Consider the following 17,853-nt stretch of genomic DNA (forward strand, 5'->3'; position numbering starts at 1 on the left):
GGAGCCCAGGGAGCCGAGGGGGCCAAGCGGGTGCCAAGCCCCAGAGGCCCGGGGGGCCAAGGGTAGCCTTGCCTGCGTGAGCACCTGTGCGACCGTGTCGCGTGAACTGTCGGAGCCGCTGGCCGCCACCGCGGCCACCGCCACCACCTGGCTGCTGATCGAGCAGACCGGGCCGTGGGGCGCGAAGGCGCTCGCGGAGAGCCATCTGGACGCCGCGGTGGGGCGGGCCCTGGAGGCGGCCGCCGCGGGGACGGGCGTGCGGGTGGCGCTGATCCGGCGGCCGGGCCGGCACGCCGACTGCCTGCCGACCGCGCGGCACGAGGTGTTCGTCGCGCACACCGTGCCGGGTCGCGGCTGGGTGCGCCGGGGGGCGGTCACGGACCCCGCGGAGCTGCTCGGGCTGGACTTCGGGGCGCTGGGGGCGGGCGAGCACGGCGGGTTCGGCGCGGAGCACGTCGGCGGACCGGTGGCCCTGGTGTGCACCAACGGCCGACGGGACCGCTGCTGCGCGCTGCTGGGCCGGCCGCTGGCCGCTCAGCTGACGGCGGCCGGGCACAGCGAGGTGTGGGAGGTGACCCACCTGGGCGGGCACCGCTTCTCCCCCACCATGCTGGTGCTGCCGTACGGCTTCGCCTACGGGCGGCTGACGGCGGAGAGCGCCAAGGAGGTGCTGGCGGCGACGGCCTCCGGGCACATGGTGCCGGAGTGGTCGCGGGGCTGCTCGGGCTGGGAGCGCCCGGGCCAGGCGGCCGACCACGCCGTCCGGCTGGCCACCGGCGAGACCGAGGTGGACGCGCTGAGCCTGAGCCAGCGCTCCGCCGGCGCGGGGCGCTGGCTGGTGACCGTGCGGCACCGGGACGGCCGGGCCTGGGAGGTGGACGTGGTCGAGGGCGCGAGCGAGCCGGCCCGCCCGGAGAGCTGCGGCAAGGCGGCGGGCACGCCGTCGCGGATGGACGTGGCGGCGGTCCGGGCGCTGTCGGTCCAGGAACGGTGACGGCCCCGCGCCCGTGGGGGTGGGCGCGGGACCGCCGGCGCGGGGTCAGCCCGTGGCGGCCTTGCCGACGAACTCCGTGGTGTAGGTGCGGGCCAGGTCGATGGAACCCTCCTTGCCCTTGACGTCCGGGTGGAAGGCGGCGAGCACCGCGAGGACGGTCTTCGGCCCGTCGGCGGGCATCACCCCGTCCGTGGTGAACATCGGCAGGGTCGCCCCGATCGCCGCCGCGTACTGCTCGGCGCCGCCCTGCGCGTAGTCCGCGGGCATCTTCTCGGCGATCTCCGCCGGGGTGTGCGCGGCCATCCACTTCAACGTCCTGACGAAGGCGTTGGCGAGCTTCTGGGTGGTGTCCTTGTTCTTCTCCACCCACTCGGAGCTCATGTAGAGCGAGGACGAGGGGTAGAGCCCGCCGAGTGCGGCGCGCGAGCCCTCGGGGGTCCGCATGTCGTAGAGGATCTTGCCGAGGCCCTTGTCGAGAACGGCGGCCACGGTCGGGTCGGTGGTCATGCCGGCGTCGATGCTGCCCTGCTGGAGCGCGGCGATGAAGGTCTGGCCGGCGCCGACCGCGATCGGGCTGAACTCGCTGACCGCGGTGCCGTTCTTGACGGCGAGGTACTTGGTGAGGAAGTCGGTGGAGGAGCCGATGCTGGTGACGCCGAGCTTCCTGCCCTTGAAGTCGGCGCCCGAGGTGATGGCGTCGGCCTGCTTGGCGGAGACGATCTCGACCTCGCCCGGTGCCTGGGAGAACTGCACGACCGACTCGACGTTCTTGCCCTTCGCCTGGAGGTCGATGGTGTGGTCGTAGAAGCCGACCGCGCCCTGGACGTCCCCGGCGAGCAGCGCGGTGGTGGCGTTGACGCCGGCCGGTTCACTCAGCAGCTCGACGTTGACTCCGGCCTCGGCGAAGAACCCGAGGCGCTGGGTGAGCATGGCGGGCAGGTAGATGACCTTGTCCAGGCCGCCGACCATGATCTTGACCTTGGGGCCGTCGACCTTCTGCCCGGCCGGGGCGGCTCCGCTGTGGGAGACGGAGGCGGCGTCGTTGGCGCAGGCGGCGAGCGGGAACAGCAGGACGGCGGCGAGGGCGGCGGCGGCAGCTCTGCCGGTCGGGTTCGGGCGCATGGGTGGGGGTGCCTCTCTGCGGTGGAACGGGGTGGGGGGTCAGCGGCCGTCGCCGGAGTCGGCGGGCTTCCAGCGGAACAGCTTCTTCTCGGCGAAGGTCAGCAGCCCCTCGGTGAACAGCGCGACGACGGCGAGGATGGTCATCGCGGCGTACACGCCGGCCGCGTTGAAGGTGCCCTGGGCCGCGGCGACCAGCAGGCCGAGACCCTTGGTGGCGCCGATGTACTCGCCGACGATGGCGCCGATCAGCGCGAAGCCGAAGCTGACGTGGAGGCTGGTGAAGATCCACGTGGTGGCGGCGGGGATGACCACCTGAAGGGTGACCCGCCGGTTGTCGGCGCCCAGGATGCGGGCGTTGGCGACCAGGTTGCGGTCGACCTCGCGGGCGCCCTGGAAGGCGTTGAAGAAGACCGGGAAGAACACCAGCACCACCGCCGAGGCCACCTTGGAGGCCGGGCCGAGGCCGAACCAGATCAGGAAGATCGGGGCCAGCACGATGCGCGGGATGGCGTTCAGCACCTTGATGTAGGGCCCGAACACGTCGGCCAGGAAGCGGATCCGGCCGAGGGCGATGCCCAGCAGCACGCCTCCGGTGACACCGATCACCCAGCCGGTGAGGGCCTCGTAGAGGGTGTAGCCGATCTGCTCGCCGAGCGAGCCCTGGGCCGTGCCGTGGGTGATCCACTGCCAGATCTGGTCCCAGATCCTCGTCGGCTGGGAGAAGTTGAAGGGATCGACGACCTCGGTGCGGGCGCACAGCTCCCAGAGTCCGAGGAAGGCCACCAGCACCGCGATCCGGGCTCCGTAGATGCCCAGCCTTCGCCTGCGGGCGGCCCGTTCGCGGGCTTCCGTCCTGGTGGCGGTGGCCACCGGGGCCTTTCCGGCGACGGCCGGCGCGGTCTCAAGCGGCACGACCCCCTCCTCTCTCCCGGGTGATGCGCACCTCTTCGCCGAGCGACGCCCAGATCTCCCGGTACAACTCGACGAACCTCGGCTCCAGTCGGACCGCCTCCACGGTGCGCGGGCGGGGCAGGTCGACGGTGAAGACCTCCTTGACGGTGGCCGGTCCGGCGGTCATCACCACGACCCGGTCGGCCAGCGCGATCGCCTCGTCCAGGTCGTGGGTCACGAAGACCACGGACGACCCGGTGCCGGCCCACAACTCCAGCAGCTGGTCGGACATCAGGGCGCGGGTCTGCACGTCCAGCGCCGAGAACGGCTCGTCCATCAGCAGGATGCCGGGGTCGTTGACGAAGGTCTGGGCGAGCGCGACGCGCTTGCGCATACCGCCGGACAGCTGGTGCGGGTAGCGGTCCTCGAAGTCGCCGAGGCCCACCCGGGCCAGCCAGTCGCGGGCCCGCTCCCTGGCCTCGGTGGCCGGCACGCCGCGGAAGCGCGGGCCGGCCGTGACGTTGGACAGCACGGTCCGCCAGGGGAAGACGGCGTCCTGCTGGAACACGAAGCCGACCTTCCGGTCGATGCCGTCGACCGGCCGGCCGTACACCCGGACCTCGCCCTCGGTGGGCTCCTCCAGGCCGCTGACCAGGGTCAGCGTGGTGGACTTGCCGCAGCCGGTGGGGCCGACGACGGCGACGAACTCGCCCTGCGCGACGGTCAGGTCGAGGTCGCGGACGGCGGTGTGCAGGGCGCCGGACGGGGTGCGGAACCGCTTGGTGGCGCCGGTCAGCTCGATCGCCGGGGCCGGCGCCGGCCCGGTCGCCGGGGTTGTGCTCATGGAACCTCCCGGGGTGCTCTGTGCTTGCCCCGGGAGGCTAGGAGCGGCGGGGGCGGCGGCGGGAGACTTCTCGGCGAACTGCGGGTTCTCCGCGTTGAGGGCTGTTCTGCTCGTTTTGCTTCCGCTACAACAGCGGGGGCACGGCTGACAGAACCACCCCGGAAACATAGGGTGTGCCGACCACCGACCCGCCACCCACCCGGTTCCGCCCGATCCACCCCGCCCCGATCCGCCCCGCCCGATCCCCCAAACCCCCCGCCCCGCCCTGATCCCCCTCGCCCGTCGACCGCGGCCGGTCGGACGCCCCCGAGAGGAGGCCCGGATGAAACACCCCCACTGGCCCCGCCGGGTCTTCGCCCAGCTGCTGCTGAGCCAGACCGTGGTGACCGTCGGCGTCACCGTCCTCACCGCCGGCCTGTTCCTGGCACCGGTCAGCGCCGAACTGGACCACGACGCGATGCAGCGCGCGCTGTCCATCGCCCAGGCCACCGCCGGCGACGAGACGATCGCCCGGGCCGCCGAGGTCCGCGACGCCGCCACCGCCCAGCGCAACGCCGAGCAGATCCGGACGGCCACCGGCGCCAGCTTCGTCGTGGTCACCGACCTGGACGGCATCCGGCTCTCGCACACCGATCCCGGCCGGATCGGCCAGCGGGTCTCCACCGATCCCGAGCCTGCCCTCGCCGGGCGCAGCGTCACCGCCATCCAGGAGGGCACCCTGGGCCGTACCGCGCGCGGCAAGGTCCCGCTGCGGGTCGCCGACGGGCGGATCGTCGGCGAGGTCTCGGTGGGCATCAGCGACGACTCGATCCGTCGGCGGCTGCTGAAGATGCTCACCGGCATCCTGCTCTGCGCGGGCGCCGGGCTGACCGCCGGCACCGTCGCCACGCTGGCGCTGGCCCGCCGGCTGAAGCGCCGCACCCACAACATCGCGCTGGCCGACATCTCGGCGCTGCTGGTGGAGCGGGAGGCGATGCTGCACGGCATCCGGGAGGGCATGGTGGCCCTGGACGAACGGGGCCGGATCCGGCTCGCCAACGACGAGGCGGGGCGGCTGCTCGGCCTCCCCGAGGAGTTCGCCGGGCGGCCGATCGACGAGGTGCTGCCGCCGGGCCGACTGGCCGACGTGCTGGCCGGGCGGATCACCGGCGCCGACCTGCCGGCCGTCCGGGACGACCGGGTGCTGGTGGTGAACCGGATGGCGACGGCCGAGGGCGGCGCGGTGGTCACCCTGCGCGACCGCACCGAGCTGGAGTCCCTGGTCCGTGAGCTGGACACCACCCGCAGCCTCACCGAGGCCCTGCGGGCCCAGGACCACGAGCACGCCAACCGGATGCACACCCTGCTCGGCCTGCTGGAGCTCGGCCGCCACGACCAGGCGGTGGCGTTCATCTCCGAGCAGTCGGGCTCGCACGCGGCGGCGGTGGCCCGCATCGGCGAGCGGGTGCGGGACCCGCACGTCGCGGCGCTGCTGGCCGGCAAGGCGGCGGTCGCGGCCGAGCGCGGCGTCCGGCTGGCGGTCGCCCCGGCGGCGCACCTGCCGGACGCGGTGGTGGACACCCGGGCGCTGGTCACGGTGCTCGGCAACCTGATCGACAATGCCGTCGACGCGGTGGCTCCGGGCGGCGGCGGTCAGGTGGCGGTGACCTTGGCGGCGGCCGGGTCCACCCTGCTGGCCGAGGTCGCGGACAGCGGGCCGGGGGTGCCGGCGGCCCTGCGCGAGCGGGTCTTCGAAGAGGGGTGGACCAGCAAGGACGCGCCCGCGCACCGGCCGCGCGGGCTGGGGCTGGCGATGGTGCGGCGGCTGGTCGAACGGACCGGTGGCCGGATCGTGCTCGACACCGGGCCGCTCGGCGGCGCCCGGTTCACCGTCGAGCTCCCCGAGGCCCTGCACGACGACCCCCCGGCCGCGGTCGCCCCCGCACCACCCCTTCCCGTACCGCCCGTCCCCGCACCGCTCGTCCCCGTACCGCCCGTCCCCGCACCGCTCGTGGAGGCCCGATGATCGACGTACTCGTGGTGGACGACGACTTCCGGGTCGCCGACGTGCACGCCGCGTACGTGGCCAAGGTGCCCGGCTTCCGGGTCACCGGCACCGCGCACTCGGCCGGTCAGGCGCTCGCCGCGCTGGAACGCCGCCCGGTGGACCTGCTGCTGCTCGACCACCACCTGCCGGACGAGACCGGCCTCGCCCTGGTGCGGCGCCTGCGCGAACGGCAGGTGGCGTGCGACGTGATGATGGTGACGGCCGCCCGGGACGTCTCCACGGTGCACGCCGCGATGCAGCACGGCGCCCTGCAGTACCTGGTCAAGCCGTTCAGCTACGCGGGGCTGCGGGAGAAGCTGGTCGCCTACGCGCAGCTGCGGCACGCGCTGGCCGGACCGGCCGCGCGCGAGGCGGGCCAGGACGAGGTGGACCGGCTCTTCGCCACCCTGCGCGGCACGGCGGCCCCCGCGGCCGCCCTGCCCAAGGGCCACTCGGCGCCCACCACCGACCTGGTGCTCGGTGTGCTCCGCCGCGCCGGCCGCCCGCTCTGCGCCCAGGAGGTCGCGGACGCCACCGGGCTGAGCCGCTCCACCGCGCAGCGCTACCTCAAGCAGCTGGAGCGGGACAGCCGGCTGCGGCTCACCCTGCGTTACGGCGACACCGGGCGGCCCGAGCACCGCTACGTGCTGGCCGTCCGGGCCTGACGGCCGCCCCGGGCCGGACGCCGCCGTTCACGGCGGAACCCCGACGGGTCCCAGGCCCGTCGGGGTTCCGTGCGCGCCGTGCGGCGCCCGCCGCGACTCAGGCCGCGCCGGCTCCGGTGAGGGAGCGGACCTCCAGCTCGGCGTAGCGGTCCGCGTCGGCCGGCTCGGGCGAGGTGAGGGTGCCGATCCAGCCGGCCAGGAAGCCCAGCGGGATGGAGACGATGCCCGGGTTCTCCAGCGGGAACCAGTGGAAGTCCACCCCCGGGAAGAGCGCCACCTTGGTGCCGGAGACCACCGGCGAGAAGGTCACCAGGACGATCGCCGGGATCAGCCCGCCGTACACCGACCAGACCGCGCCGCGCGGGGTGAACCGCCGCCAGAACAGCGTGTACAGCAGCACCGGCAGGTTGGCCGAGGCGGCGACGGCGAAGGCCAGGCCGACCAGGAAGGCCACGTTCAGCTGCTGGGCGAAGAGGCTGAGCGCGATCGCGACCGCCCCGATCCCCACCGCCGCGATCCGGGCGACGCCGACCTCCTCGCGCTCGGACGCCTCCCGGCGGGCCCGCCGGGAGGCCGGCACGCCGCCCCGCCGACGGCGCGGGCGCCCCCGCCAGGCGCCCGCCCAGATGTCGTGGGCGAAGGCGGCCGAGGAGGCGAGCGTCAGCCCGGCGACCACGGCCAGGATGGTGGCGAAGGCGATCGCCGAGATCAGCGCGAACAGCACCACCCCACCGGTGCTGCCGTTGCCGCCGCCGAGGACGAGGGCCAGCAGCGGGACGGCCGTGTTCCCCGCCGCGTTGGCGTGCCGGACCTCCGCCGAACCGACCAGCGCGGTGGCGCCCAGGCCGAGCGCGATGGCCATCAGGTAGAAGCCGCCGACCAGCCCGATCGCCCACATCGTCGAGCGCCGGGCAGCCCGGGCGGTGGGCACCGTGTAGAAGCGGGACAGGATGTGCGGCAGGCCCGCGGTGCCCAGCACCAGGGCGAGGCCGAGGCTGAAGAAGTCCAGCCGGCTGGTGAAGCTCGCCCCGTACTTGAGCCCCGGCTCCAGGTACCGCTGCCCGGCGCCGCTGTGCTGGGCGGCCTGCCGCATCAGCTCACCGACGTCCCCGTGGAAGCGGACCATCAGCAGCACGGTGAGCAGCACCGAGCCCGCGATCAGCAGGAAGGCCTTGACGATCTGGATCCAGGTGGTGGCCCGCATCCCGCCGACCGTGACGTAGACGATCATCAGACCGCCCACCGCCACGATGGTCCAGGTCCGGGCCTGGGTGCTGCTGGTGCCGAGCAGCAGGGCGACCAGGCTGCCCGCGCCGACCATCTGGGCGACCAGGTAGAGCAGGGTGACGACGACGCTGGCGCCGCCGGCCGCCGCCCGGACCTTGCGCCGCCGCAGGCGCAGCGCCAGCACGTCGGCCAGGGTGTACCGGCCGGCGTTGCGGACCAGCTCGGCGACCAGCATCAGCACCACCAGCCAGGCGACCAGGAAGCCGATGCTGTAGAGCACGCCGTCGTAGCCGTACAGCGCGATCAGCCCGGCGACGCCGAGGAAGGAGGCGGCGGAGAGGTAGTCGCCGGAGAGCGCGAAGCCGTTCTGCAGCGGGGTGAAGTCACGGCCGCCGGCGTAGAAGTCCTCGGCGGCGCTGCCCCGGCGGCCCACCCAGAGGGTGATGCCCAGGGTGACCAGGACGATGACGGCGAAGAGCACGATGGCCAGGTCGTGGTGGTCGCCGGCGGGGGCGACGGGAGGCGGGGTCGCGGTCCTCATCGCAGCTGGTCCTGGGTGTCCCAGCGCAGGCCCAGCGCGGCCCGGTCCCGCTTGGTGCGGGCGTTGCGGGCGTAGAGCCAGGTGAGCAGGAAGGTCGAGGCGAACTGCAGCAGGCCGAGCAGCCAGGCCACGTTGACCGGGCCGGCGACCTGGCTGCGCATCAGCCCGGGCGCGCCGGCCTGGGCGGCGACGTACAGCAGGTACCAGCCGAGGAACGCCCCGCTGACCGGGAGGACGAAGGCCCGGTAGCTGCGCCTGATCTCCTGGAACGCGTCGCTGCCCTGGACGGCGCGGTACACCTCGCTGCTGTCGACGGCCGACGGGGCCTCGACCGGCGGCACGGGAGCCGGCGCGAGCGGCCGGGCGGGCGGGGCGGCCTCCGTCCGGGCCGCGGGCGGCGCGGACGGCACCGGTGGTGCCGGCGGCGGCACGGCGGGGGCCGGCGGCGCGGGCCGGTCGGGCTGGGGGGCCGCGGCGGGAGCGGCCCACCAGTCGAATCGCTGCCCCTGTCCGGGACTGCTCGTCTGCTGCTGTGGCACTACTGCTCCTGGACCGGCGGGGCTCTGACGGAACCCATGATGGAGGCCCGCGGAGGCCGCCAACTCCCATTGCAGATACGTTCACTCGATGAGGTGATCGATGATCCGACAGGTGCTCATCCGACTACTGCTGCGTACCGGTGAACCCATGGCGAAAGGCGTACGCGACCGCCTGGGCGCGGTCCCGCACCCCGGTCTTGGCGAACAGATTGTTGATGTGCGTCTTCACGGTGGCCGGGCTGACGAACAGCCGACGGGCGATCTCGGTGTTGGAGAGGCCCTCCGCGATCAGTGCCAGCACCTCGGCCTCGCGGGCGGTCAGTCCGTCCGGCAGCTCCGCCGGGCGCCCCGCTCCGGGCCCGGCCGGACCGGACCGGCCCGCCTCGCCGCCACCGCCACCGCCACGCCCGCCGCCGTGCGACGCGTCCCACCCGCCCGGCGCGGTGGCCTGCTGCGCACCGCCCGCCAGCCGCTCCAGCAGGCGCAGCTGCACCTGCGGTGAGAGCCCGGCGGCGCCCGAGCGGACGTCCGCGATGGCCCGGGCGATCTCGTCGCCGCCGGCGTCCTTGGTGAGGTAGCCGCGGGCCCCGGCCTGCAGCGCGGGGAAGAGCGACTCGTCGTCGGCGTAGGTGGTCAGCACGACGACCTCGGTCTCCGGGTGCGCCGCCCGGATCCGGCGGGTGGCCTCGACCCCGTCGCAGCGCGGCATCCGCAGGTCCATCAGGACGACGTCCGGGCGGTGCCGCTCGACCAGCTCGACGGCCTCCTCGCCGTCGGCGGCGGCGCCCACCACCTCGATGCCCGGCAACAGGCCGAGCAGCATCACGATGCCCTCGCGCACCACCGTCTGGTCGTCCGCGACCAGCACCCTGGTCGGATCCGCCCCGGTCACACCGGCACCCGCAACAGCACGCGCCACCCTCCCTCGTCCGGGCCCGCCAGCAGGCTGCCGCCGAGCAGTTCCGCGCGTTCGCGCATCCCCAGCAGACCGTACCCGCTGCCGGTGGCCGCCAGCCCACCGGCCGATTCGCCGCGGCCCGGGCGGGTGTTGCGCACCTCCAGCTCCACCGCGTCGGGCAGGTAGCGCAGTTCCAGCGCGCAGCGTGCGCCGGGGGCGTGTTTACGCACGTTGGTCAGAGCCTCCTGCGCCGTGCGCCGGACCGCGAGCCCCGCTTCGGCGGGGAGCGGGCGCGGGGTCCCGGTGACGGTGAACGCGGCCCGCTCGCGCCCGGTCAGCTCCACCAGGAACTCGCCGACCGGGGTGAACTCGCCGCGCAGCGCGGAAAGCGCCTGCCGGGTCTCGGCCAGGCCGTCCTGCGCCATCCGCCGCGCCGCCACCACCCGTTCGCGGACCTGCTCCCGGTCGGTGCCCGCGTCCAGCATCAGTCGGGCCGCCTCCAGGTGGACGAGCTGCGCGGAGAGGCTGTGGGCCAGGACGTCGTGGATCTCGCGGGCGATCCTGGCCCGCTCGGCGAGCGCCGCGCTCTCCGCCTCGGCGGCCCGCGCGGCCCGTTCCTGGGCCAGCAGCCGCCGGGCGGTGCCACGTGCCTCGCCGTCCATCCGCAGCAGGTAGCCGAGCAGGGTGAGCCCGCCCACCGTGGCGAGGATCCCCAGCCAGCTCTCCCAGCTGGCGGCCGTGTAACTGCCGAACGCGGCCGCCGCGGTGGCCAGCGCGGCGCCGGCGGGCAGCCGGACCAGCGCCGTCAGGGCCAGCCCGCCCCAGACGAAGTCGGCCAGCAGGTGGGCCCTCCCCCACTCGGCGACCCAGGCGGTGCCGATCAGGACGGCGGCCAGGGCGAGCGCGGGCCGCAGCAGCTGCGCGCGGGCGGCCCGCAGGAAGGCGGCCGTCAGCAGGACCACCGCGGCCAGCCCGGCCGCCGCCGCGGCCACCGCCCAGCCGGTGTACCCGCCGCGGGAGAACGTCCCCCAGCCCAGGGTCACGAGCAGGACCGTCCGGCCGATCAGCGTCAGGACCCGCCGGGCCGGGCTCTCCGCGTCCCTCTCCAGCCCCTCGCGGGCCGGCCAGCCGGTCCAGCTCCACCCGGGCACGGGTCTCCCTCTCGTCGGTGTGGTCGGGCGCGGGCCGGCCGGTCAGCCGGCCACGCCGGCGCGGTACGGCGTCGCCAGCTCCCGCGCCCTCCAGTTCACCACGACGGTCCGGACCACCAGCAGCGCGGCGAGCCCGAGCATCAGCGCGCTGCCGCTCTGGTGGACGTGCAGCGCCGCGCCCAGTCCGTACAGACCGATCCGGACGGCGATCATGCCGGCCCAGGCCGCCCCGGTGGCCTTGGTGGCGCGGGTCCAGAGCGCGCCGTCCTCGCCGCGCCAGATCCGGACGGTCCAGCCCCAGACGCAGCCCATCGCCAGCACCACCAGCAGCGAGGCGGCGGTCAGCCCGATCGAGAGGGCCCGGTGGGCACCGTCGACCAGGCCCGGGTCGCGCAGCGCGAGCACGGCGAGGACCAGCGGCAGCACCCAGAACCGGCGCTCGGTGTCGAGGCGCTGCGGGCTCAGCTGGCGGCGGAGCACCAGGGCGACCACCGCGATGATCACGAGGACGTTGACGAGGCCGGTCATCGGATTCTCCGTTCCGACAGGAGGGCTTGCTGACCTCCCCGACGCTACGGATCCGGCGCCCCCCGCTGATCGGCGCCGGGGTGGACCGGGGGTGGAGCCGGCACGGCAGGGGCCCTCCACCCGAGGGTGGAGGGCCCCTGCCGTGCGGCGGTGTGCTCAGGCGTCGATGCGCGAGCGGTCCAGGGTGGCCGCCGAGTCGACGATGAACTCCTTGCGGGGGGCGACGTCGTTGCCCATCAGCAGGTCGAAGATCTTCTCGGCCTGCTCCAGGTCGCCCAGGTTGATCCGGCGCAGGGTGCGGTGGCGCGGGTCCATGGTGGTCTCGGCCAGCTGGTCGGCGTCCATCTCACCGAGGCCCTTGTACCGCTGGACCGGGTCCTTCCAGCGCATGTTCTTGCGCTGGAACTCCAGCAGGGTGGAGCGCAGCTCGGCGTCGGAGTAGGTGTAGTGGTACTTGTCCTGGCCCCGCTTGGGGTTGGTGAGCTCGATCCGGTGCAGCGGCGGGACGGCGGCGAAGACCCGGCCCTGCTCGACCATGGGCCGCATGTAGCGCTGAAAGAGCGTCAGCAGCAGGCAGCGGATGTGCGAACCGTCGACATCGGCGTCGGCCATGAAGATGACCCGGCCGTAACGGGCCTGGTCGATGTCGAAGGTGCGGCCCGAACCGGCCCCTATCACCTGGATGATCGCGGCGCACTCGGTGTTCTTGAGCATGTCGCTCACGGACGCCTTCTGCACGTTGAGGATCTTGCCGCGGATCGGCAGCAGCGCCTGGAACTCCGAGTTGCGGGCCAGCTTGGCGGTCCCGAGCGCGGAGTCCCCCTCGACGATGAAGAGTTCGCTGCGCTCGACGTCGTCACTGCGGCAGTCGGCCAGCTTGGCCGGCAGCGAGCTGGTCTCCAGCGCGGTCTTCCGACGCTGGGCCTCCTTGTGCTGGCGGGCGGCGACCCGGGTGCGGGCGGCCGCGACGACCTTGTCCAGGACGGCCCTGGCCTGGAGCTTCTCGTCCTTCTTGGCGGACGTCAGGAAGGCCTTGAGCTCCTTGGCGACCACCGCGGCGACGATCCGGTTGGCCGCCGAAGTGCCCAGCACCTCCTTGGTCTGGCCCTCGAACTGCGGCTCCGCGAGCCGGACGGTGACCACGGCGGTGAGGCCCTCGGTGGCGTCGTCCTTGGTGATGTCGTCCTCGGCGACGCGCAGCAGCTTGGCGGCGCGCAGTGCCTCGTTGACGGTCTTGGCGAGCGAGCGCTCGAAGCCGGTGACGTGGGTGCCGCCCTTGGGGGTGGCGATGATGTTGACGAAGGAGCGCAGGGTGGTGTCGTAGCCGGCGCCCCAGCGCAGCGCGATGTCCACGCCGAGGTGGCGGGTGACCTCGGTGGGCGTCATGTGGCCGACCTCGTCCAGGACGGGGACGGTCTCCTTGAAGGTGCCCTCGCCGTGCAGCCGCAGCACGTCGCAGACCGGCTTGTCCGGCGCGAGGAACTCGCAGAACTCGGCGATGCCGCCGTCGTAGTGGAAGGTCGACTCCTCGACCACGTCGCTCTCGGTCAACCGCTCGTCACGGACGACGATGGTGAGGCCGGGGACGAGGAAGGCGGTCTGCCGGGCCCGGTTGTGCAGGTGCTCCAGGGAGAGCCGGGCGTCCTTGAGGAAGATCTGCCGGTCGGCCCAGTAGCGGATCCGGGTGCCGGTGCGCGCCTTCGGCACCTTGCGGGCCTTGCTGAGGCCGTTGGCGGGCTCGAAGGGGGCGTCCGGGCCGCCCTCGGTGAAGATACCCGGGGTGCCCCGGCGGAAGCTGACCGCGTGGGTGTGGCCGCCGCGGTCCACCTCGACGTCCAGCCGGGCCGAGAGGGCGTTGACGACGGACGCGCCCACGCCGTGCAGGCCGCCCGAGGCCGCGTAGGAGCCGCCGCCGAACTTGCCGCCGGCGTGCAGCTTGGTCATCACGACCTCGACACCGGAGAGCCCGGTCTTGGGCTCGACGTCCACCGGGATGCCGCGGCCGTTGTCGCGCACCTCCACCGAGGAGTCGTCGTGCAGGACGACGTCGATGCGGTCGCAGTGGCCGCCGAGGGCCTCGTCGACCGAGTTGTCGATGATCTCCCAGAGGCAGTGCATCAGGCCCCGGCTGTCGGTGGAGCCGATGTACATGCCGGGGCGCTTGCGAACCGCCTCCAGGCCCTCCAGGACGAGCAGGTGCCGAGCGGTGTAGTTGGAGCCGTCGTCCCCGGCCAGCAGTGCGGACGGCACGGTCGATTCGGCACTCACGCGGCACTCTCCTCGGTGAAGTTCTGTCTCATCGGTCACATCCGGGCACAGCCGGAACGTCCGCCAGTGCAGCACACCGCACCGACAACAGCTCCGCCACGTGTGCACGCCCCTGCGCTGGGTCACAGCACGACGAGCCGGTCCCGCGCAGCTTGTACGCGCTGCGCGAACACGCACCGCGCCGGATTCCGCGCACCGGAGCGCCATCTCCTCCCGGTACCACCGGTCCTGGCGGATCGTGGGACCGGGCGCAGGCTCCGGAACTGCCGTTATGCAGGCTACCGGGGCCCAGGACGGGGCTTATGCTCCAACCCAGCAGAGGATTATGCTACGCGGACCTCGCACCCCGTCCCGATCGGGCGTTCGAGGGACAGGCGGATCCTGGGCTTCGGTACGCATGAACCACCGGCCCCCGGGGCACGTCCTCATCAACACAGCAGAATCCTCAAAGAAGAAAAGCCACGAGCGGGAACGTTTTCGGCCTGGTTGGATGTTGACCCTGGTACGACAGCTCGTCGAGCTAGAGAAGAGGCGACGTGACTACTGTTCTGACCCCTGCGAGCCCGCTCACCGCGGCTGACCGCTGCGACCGCTGCGGCGCCCAGGCTTACCTGCGCGTCGTACTCGCCAGCGGTGGAGAGCTGCTCTTCTGTGCCCACCACGGCCGGAAGTTCGAGCCCGAGCTCAAGAAGATCGCCGTGGAGATACAGGACGAGAGCGGCCGGCTCAGCAGCGCCACCAACGCCGCGGCCGCCGACGAAGAGCGCTGATACCGGGCGCCACTGCAGCAGCAGGCCAACGAGCTGTGTCCGGCCGCGCACTGCGCGCGACCGGCGAGCCGGGCGGCGGGTCCCCTGACGGGGGCCGGTCGCCCGGCTCTGCTGTTTCCGGCCGCGATCGGACCAGCTACGATCCGGCCGGGCCCGCCGCGGTTTCGGTACGGGCCGTCGCGCCGCCCGACGGTACGGGCGACGCGACGTCAGAACGTGGCCGTGCGACTACAGGACGGAGCGTACCGCGTCGGCGACCGCGGCGACGCGGGTGTAGACACCCGGGTGGGCCGCCTCCGCGCAGCCCGTCCCCCAGGAGACCAGCCCGGCGAGGCGTCCGGCGACGACCAGCGGGCCACCGCTGTCCCCCTGGCAGGCGTCCTTCCCGCCCTTCTCCGCACCGGCGCAGACCATGCCGCGGGCGTCGAAGTGCCCGTCCGGCCCACCCGGGTAGGCCTGGGCACAGGTCCGGTCGGGGATGACCGACACGTCGACACCACGGAGCGTGGGCGAGTAGTCGCCCTTGCCCGAGGTGTCCCCCCAGCCGTAGACCTGCGCCCGGTTCCCCTCCCGGTACGGCTCGGGGTCCCCCTGGCCGACCAGGTCGATCACCGGGCGGGCACCCTGCGACTCGGTGAGCGTGAGCACCGCCACATCGTTCATGTTGGCCGCGAAGGCGTAGTCGGGGTGGATCCAGACCGCCTCGACGGGCACCTCACGGCCGACCGAGCCGCGCAGGTCGTCCCGGCCCACCACGACCTTCAGCCCCGGCCGCTCCACCCGCCGGCCCTTGGCCTCGTCGTAGAAGCAGTGCGCCGCCGTCACGACCTTGGTCGGAGTGACGAGCGCACCGCCGCAGAACTGCCCCGAGCGACCGTTGCCGAACTGCTGGCGGCTGGCGACCGCCACCATCCACGGATGGTCGGCGGTGCTCACGACGGCGCCGCCGATCACCCGCCGCTGGGCCTCGGCCGGTGCGGCCGGGCCGAACGCGACCAGCGTCGCGGGCAGCGCGGCGAGCAGGCCCAGGACGGCCGCCCGGTAGCGGCGACGTACCGGCCGGCCGGCCGGGCACGCCGAGGGCGAGGCGACGGTCGGCAGGTCCGCGCGATCCGGGTTGGGCAGCACCGTGTCTCCAGTTGGCTCGGTAGCGGGCAACCGGCACAGCGTAGGTGATCGGCTACGGTCCGCGACCGGTTACCGCCGCACCGCCACCCGGACGAGCGACAACAGCCACCCGGACGCTGACGCGCCCTATCGCCCTGTCGCTCTATCGCCCGGTCGCCCCCCAGGGGGGGGGAGCCACACCGGAGTCACGCCGGACACGGAGAAGGCCCGGAGCGCAGTGCTCCGGGCCTTCTCACGGTGCGGATCGCCGGACCGGGCCGGACCGGATGGTCCGGCGGCGGTCCCGCCGGTCGCGGATCAGTCCAGGTAGTCGCGCAGCACCTGGGAGCGCGACGGGTGGCGCAGCTTCGACATGGTCTTGGACTCGATCTGGCGGATGCGCTCACGGGTGACCCCGTACACCTTGCCGATCTCGTCCAGCGTCTTCGGCTGACCGTCCGTCAGGCCGAAGCGCATCGAGACGACGCCCGCCTCGCGCTCGGACAGGGTGTCCAGCACCGAGTGCAGCTGCTCCTGGAGCAGGGTGAAGGAGACCGCGTCGGCCGGCACGACCGCCTCGGAGTCCTCGATCAGGTCGCCGAACTCGCTGTCGCCGTCCTCACCCAGCGGGGTGTGCAGCGAAATGGGCTCGCGACCGTACTTCTGGACCTCGATGACCTTCTCGGGGGTCATGTCGAGTTCCTTGGCCAGCTCCTCCGGGGTGGGCTCGCGGCCCAGGTCCTGGAGCATCTGGCGCTGGACGCGGGCCAGCTTGTTGATGACCTCGACCATGTGCACCGGGATACGGATGGTGCGCGCCTGGTCGGCCATCGCGCGGGTGATCGCCTGGCGGATCCACCACGTGGCGTAGGTGGAGAACTTGTAGCCCTTGGTGTAGTCGAACTTCTCGACCGCACGGATCAGGCCCAGGTTGCCCTCCTGGATGAGGTCCAGGAAGAGCATGCCGCGACCGGTGTAGCGCTTGGCCAGCGAGACCACCAGGCGGAGGTTGGCCTCCAGCAGGTGGTTCTTGGCGCGGCGGCCGTCCTCGGCGATGATCTCCAGCTCGCGCTTGAGCTTCGGCGCCAGCTTGTCGGCGGCCGAGAGCTTGTCCTCGGCGAACAGGCCGGCCTCGATGCGCTTGGCGAGCTCGACCTCCTGCTCGGCGTTGAGCAGCGGGACCTTGCCGATCTGCTTCAGGTAGTCCTTGACCGGGTCGGCGGTGGCACCGGCGACGGCGACCTGCTGGGCAGGCGCGTCGTCCTCGTCGTCGTCGGAGAGGACGAACCCCTGCGACTCCTCCTCGGGCTCCGCCTCCTCGCCCGCCTTGTCGCCGGGCAGCGCGACGTCCTCGATCAGCTCTTCCTCGCCGCCGATCTCCTCGTCGCCCTTGCCCGCCTTACCTGCGGCGGTCTTCTTGGCGGCGGTCTTCTTGGCCGGCGCGGCGGTCTTCTTGGCGGCCGCCTTCTTCGCCGGGGCGGCCTTCTTGGCCGCAGGCGCCTTCGCCTCGGCGGAGAGCGTGGCTCCCGCCTCGGTGATCTCGGCGGACACCGTGCCGACCGACGCCGCGGCGGCCGCGACCGCCGGAACGGAGATGGTCGCGCCGGGCGCGATGCGCACGGGGGGCTTGGTCGGGGCCGCCGGAGCGGCCGGGTTCCGGGTGGTGACCGCCTTGGTGGCAGTGCGCTTGGTGGGGCTCTTGGCAGCGACGCTCTTGCGCTTGGCACCGGCCGGCTCGGCCGCGCTGACCATAAGGTCCACCCCCTCCTCAATCAGAACCTGGTTGAGGCTGCGCATGACGTTCTTCCACTTGGTGACCGGGATCTGGTCCGCCTCGAACGCCTGGCGCACGTCGTCACCGGCGATCTGCCCCTGGGCCTTGCCCCGCTCGATGAGCGCCAGCAGAGCCGCGGACTCGGCGATCTCGGGGGGAAGCGAACGGGATGTGCTGGCCGACACGAACAACCTCTCGGACGATGAGTGGACTCGAACCCGTACCGGCCGCCCGAGCGGGCGGGGAAGGAGATCGCGCGTCGGACGCGCGGTGTCGATTCCGACCGACTCGGGCTTGAGGACTGGGTTTGCAGGACGGCAGCAGCGCCGCAGACCAACACAGCATTCTGACATGTTGGGGTATTCCGGAGCTGCTTCCGCTCAGGACACATCGCTGCTACTCGTCAAGTGTTACGCATGGCCTTCGTGTCGCGGGTCACACCACTCGGCGCCTGCGGCCCGGGGCCGACTTCCATCATCCCTCACTCGCGACCAAGCTCTTGGCATGG

At 73.1% G+C, this 17,853-nt stretch carries 15 protein-coding genes; 4 read left to right on the plus strand and 11 right to left on the minus strand.

Going from position 1 to position 17,853, the window contains the following annotated elements; all coding sequences use genetic code 11:
* Nucleotides 1–76 precede the first annotated feature (76 nt).
* The gene (locus tag ACIF6L_RS30935; protein ID WP_396490842.1) at nucleotides 77–994 is read left to right on the plus strand and encodes a sucrase ferredoxin; all 918 of its coding nucleotides are present in this window, start codon (nucleotides 77–79) and stop codon (nucleotides 992–994) included.
* A 45-nt stretch (nucleotides 995–1,039) separates the two neighbouring features.
* On the opposite strand, the gene ACIF6L_RS30940 is transcribed toward ACIF6L_RS30935, so the two are convergent.
* The 3 genes from ACIF6L_RS30940 to ACIF6L_RS30950 are packed head-to-tail and all read right to left on the minus strand — an operon-like array spanning nucleotide 1,040 to nucleotide 3,851.
* Nucleotides 1,040–2,116: an ABC transporter substrate-binding protein gene (locus ACIF6L_RS30940; RefSeq protein ID WP_352294220.1), complete on the minus strand. Its 1,077-nt coding sequence runs from the start codon at nucleotides 2,114–2,116 to the stop codon at nucleotides 1,040–1,042.
* A gap of 39 nt (nucleotides 2,117–2,155) precedes the next feature.
* Nucleotides 2,156–2,986 carry an ABC transporter permease gene (locus tag ACIF6L_RS30945; RefSeq protein ID WP_380388628.1) on the minus strand — a complete coding sequence of 277 codons (831 nt, stop codon included), beginning with the start codon at nucleotides 2,984–2,986 and terminating at the stop codon, nucleotides 2,156–2,158.
* 31 nt (nucleotides 2,987–3,017) lie between these two features.
* Nucleotides 3,018–3,851 carry an ABC transporter ATP-binding protein gene (locus tag ACIF6L_RS30950; protein ID WP_396490841.1) on the minus strand — a complete coding sequence of 278 codons (834 nt, stop codon included), beginning with the start codon at nucleotides 3,849–3,851 and terminating at the stop codon, nucleotides 3,018–3,020.
* 322 nt (nucleotides 3,852–4,173) lie between these two features.
* Between ACIF6L_RS30950 and ACIF6L_RS30955 the strand changes: the two genes are divergently transcribed.
* Nucleotides 4,174–5,856, plus strand: coding sequence for an ATP-binding protein (locus ACIF6L_RS30955; protein WP_396490840.1), 1,683 nt, complete (start codon nucleotides 4,174–4,176; stop codon nucleotides 5,854–5,856).
* Nucleotides 5,853–6,542, plus strand: coding sequence for a response regulator (locus ACIF6L_RS30960; RefSeq protein ID WP_396490839.1), 690 nt, complete (start codon nucleotides 5,853–5,855; stop codon nucleotides 6,540–6,542). The genes ACIF6L_RS30955 and ACIF6L_RS30960 overlap by 4 nt, the downstream gene beginning before the upstream one ends.
* 97 nt (nucleotides 6,543–6,639) lie before the next feature.
* Here the strand turns inward: ACIF6L_RS30960 and ACIF6L_RS30965 are convergent, their stop codons facing one another.
* From ACIF6L_RS30965 to ACIF6L_RS30990, 6 genes are all read right to left on the minus strand, one after another.
* Nucleotides 6,640–8,310, minus strand: a complete 1,671-nt coding sequence (locus tag ACIF6L_RS30965) for a cation acetate symporter (RefSeq protein WP_352294224.1) — start codon at nucleotides 8,308–8,310, stop codon at nucleotides 6,640–6,642.
* Nucleotides 8,307–8,849 carry a DUF485 domain-containing protein gene (locus ACIF6L_RS30970; protein ID WP_396490838.1) on the minus strand — a complete coding sequence of 181 codons (543 nt, stop codon included), beginning with the start codon at nucleotides 8,847–8,849 and terminating at the stop codon, nucleotides 8,307–8,309. The genes ACIF6L_RS30965 and ACIF6L_RS30970 overlap by 4 nt, the downstream gene beginning before the upstream one ends.
* A gap of 124 nt (nucleotides 8,850–8,973) precedes the next feature.
* Nucleotides 8,974–9,672, minus strand: coding sequence for a response regulator (locus ACIF6L_RS30975; RefSeq protein ID WP_396490854.1), 699 nt, complete (start codon nucleotides 9,670–9,672; stop codon nucleotides 8,974–8,976).
* Between the two features lie 65 nt (nucleotides 9,673–9,737).
* Entirely contained in the window at nucleotides 9,738–10,898 is a 1,161-nt protein-coding gene (locus tag ACIF6L_RS30980) for a sensor histidine kinase (protein ID WP_396490837.1), read from the minus strand.
* A gap of 42 nt (nucleotides 10,899–10,940) precedes the next feature.
* Nucleotides 10,941–11,426: a DUF1453 domain-containing protein gene (locus ACIF6L_RS30985; protein ID WP_359806427.1), complete on the minus strand. Its 486-nt coding sequence runs from the start codon at nucleotides 11,424–11,426 to the stop codon at nucleotides 10,941–10,943.
* A 156-nt stretch (nucleotides 11,427–11,582) separates the two neighbouring features.
* Nucleotides 11,583–13,694 carry a DNA topoisomerase IV subunit B gene (locus ACIF6L_RS30990; protein ID WP_329489867.1) on the minus strand — a complete coding sequence of 704 codons (2,112 nt, stop codon included), beginning with the start codon at nucleotides 13,692–13,694 and terminating at the stop codon, nucleotides 11,583–11,585.
* Between the two features lie 536 nt (nucleotides 13,695–14,230).
* On the opposite strand from ACIF6L_RS30990, the gene ACIF6L_RS30995 reads away from it, so the two are divergent.
* Entirely contained in the window at nucleotides 14,231–14,464 is a 234-nt protein-coding gene (locus ACIF6L_RS30995) for a hypothetical protein (RefSeq protein WP_396490836.1), read from the plus strand.
* A gap of 228 nt (nucleotides 14,465–14,692) precedes the next feature.
* On the opposite strand, the gene ACIF6L_RS31000 is transcribed toward ACIF6L_RS30995, so the two are convergent.
* Together ACIF6L_RS31000 and ACIF6L_RS31005 are read right to left on the minus strand one after the other, a co-directional pair.
* A complete protein-coding gene (locus tag ACIF6L_RS31000; RefSeq protein WP_396490853.1) occupies nucleotides 14,693–15,475 on the minus strand; it encodes a S1 family peptidase in 783 nt (260 codons plus the stop codon).
* 414 nt (nucleotides 15,476–15,889) lie between these two features.
* On the minus strand, nucleotides 15,890–17,530 hold the full coding sequence (locus ACIF6L_RS31005) for an RNA polymerase sigma factor (protein WP_329489864.1): 1,641 nt from the start codon (nucleotides 17,528–17,530) through the stop codon (nucleotides 15,890–15,892).
* Nucleotides 17,531–17,853: the final 323 nt, after the last annotated feature.

It is taken from the genome of Kitasatospora sp. NPDC086009 (assembly GCF_044540385.1).
GTDB lineage: Bacteria > Actinomycetota > Actinomycetes > Streptomycetales > Streptomycetaceae > Kitasatospora.

Bases quoted from the DNA above. Each gene is read 5' to 3' on its own strand.
- ACIF6L_RS30940 (WP_352294220.1), bottom strand. From the start codon at position 2,116: ATGCGCCCGAACCCGACCGGCAGAGCTGCCGCCGCCGCCCTCGCCGCC.
- ACIF6L_RS30950 (WP_396490841.1), bottom strand. From the start codon at position 3,851: ATGAGCACAACCCCGGCGACCGGGCCGGCGCCGGCCCCGGCGATCGAG.
- ACIF6L_RS30955 (WP_396490840.1), top strand. From the start codon at position 4,174: ATGAAACACCCCCACTGGCCCCGCCGGGTCTTCGCCCAGCTGCTGCTG.
- ACIF6L_RS30960 (WP_396490839.1), top strand. From the start codon at position 5,853: ATGATCGACGTACTCGTGGTGGACGACGACTTCCGGGTCGCCGACGTG.
- ACIF6L_RS30965 (WP_352294224.1), bottom strand. From the start codon at position 8,310: ATGAGGACCGCGACCCCGCCTCCCGTCGCCCCCGCCGGCGACCACCAC.
- ACIF6L_RS30975 (WP_396490854.1), bottom strand. From the start codon at position 9,672: ATGCTGCTCGGCCTGTTGCCGGGCATCGAGGTGGTGGGCGCCGCCGCC.
- ACIF6L_RS30985 (WP_359806427.1), bottom strand. From the start codon at position 11,426: ATGACCGGCCTCGTCAACGTCCTCGTGATCATCGCGGTGGTCGCCCTG.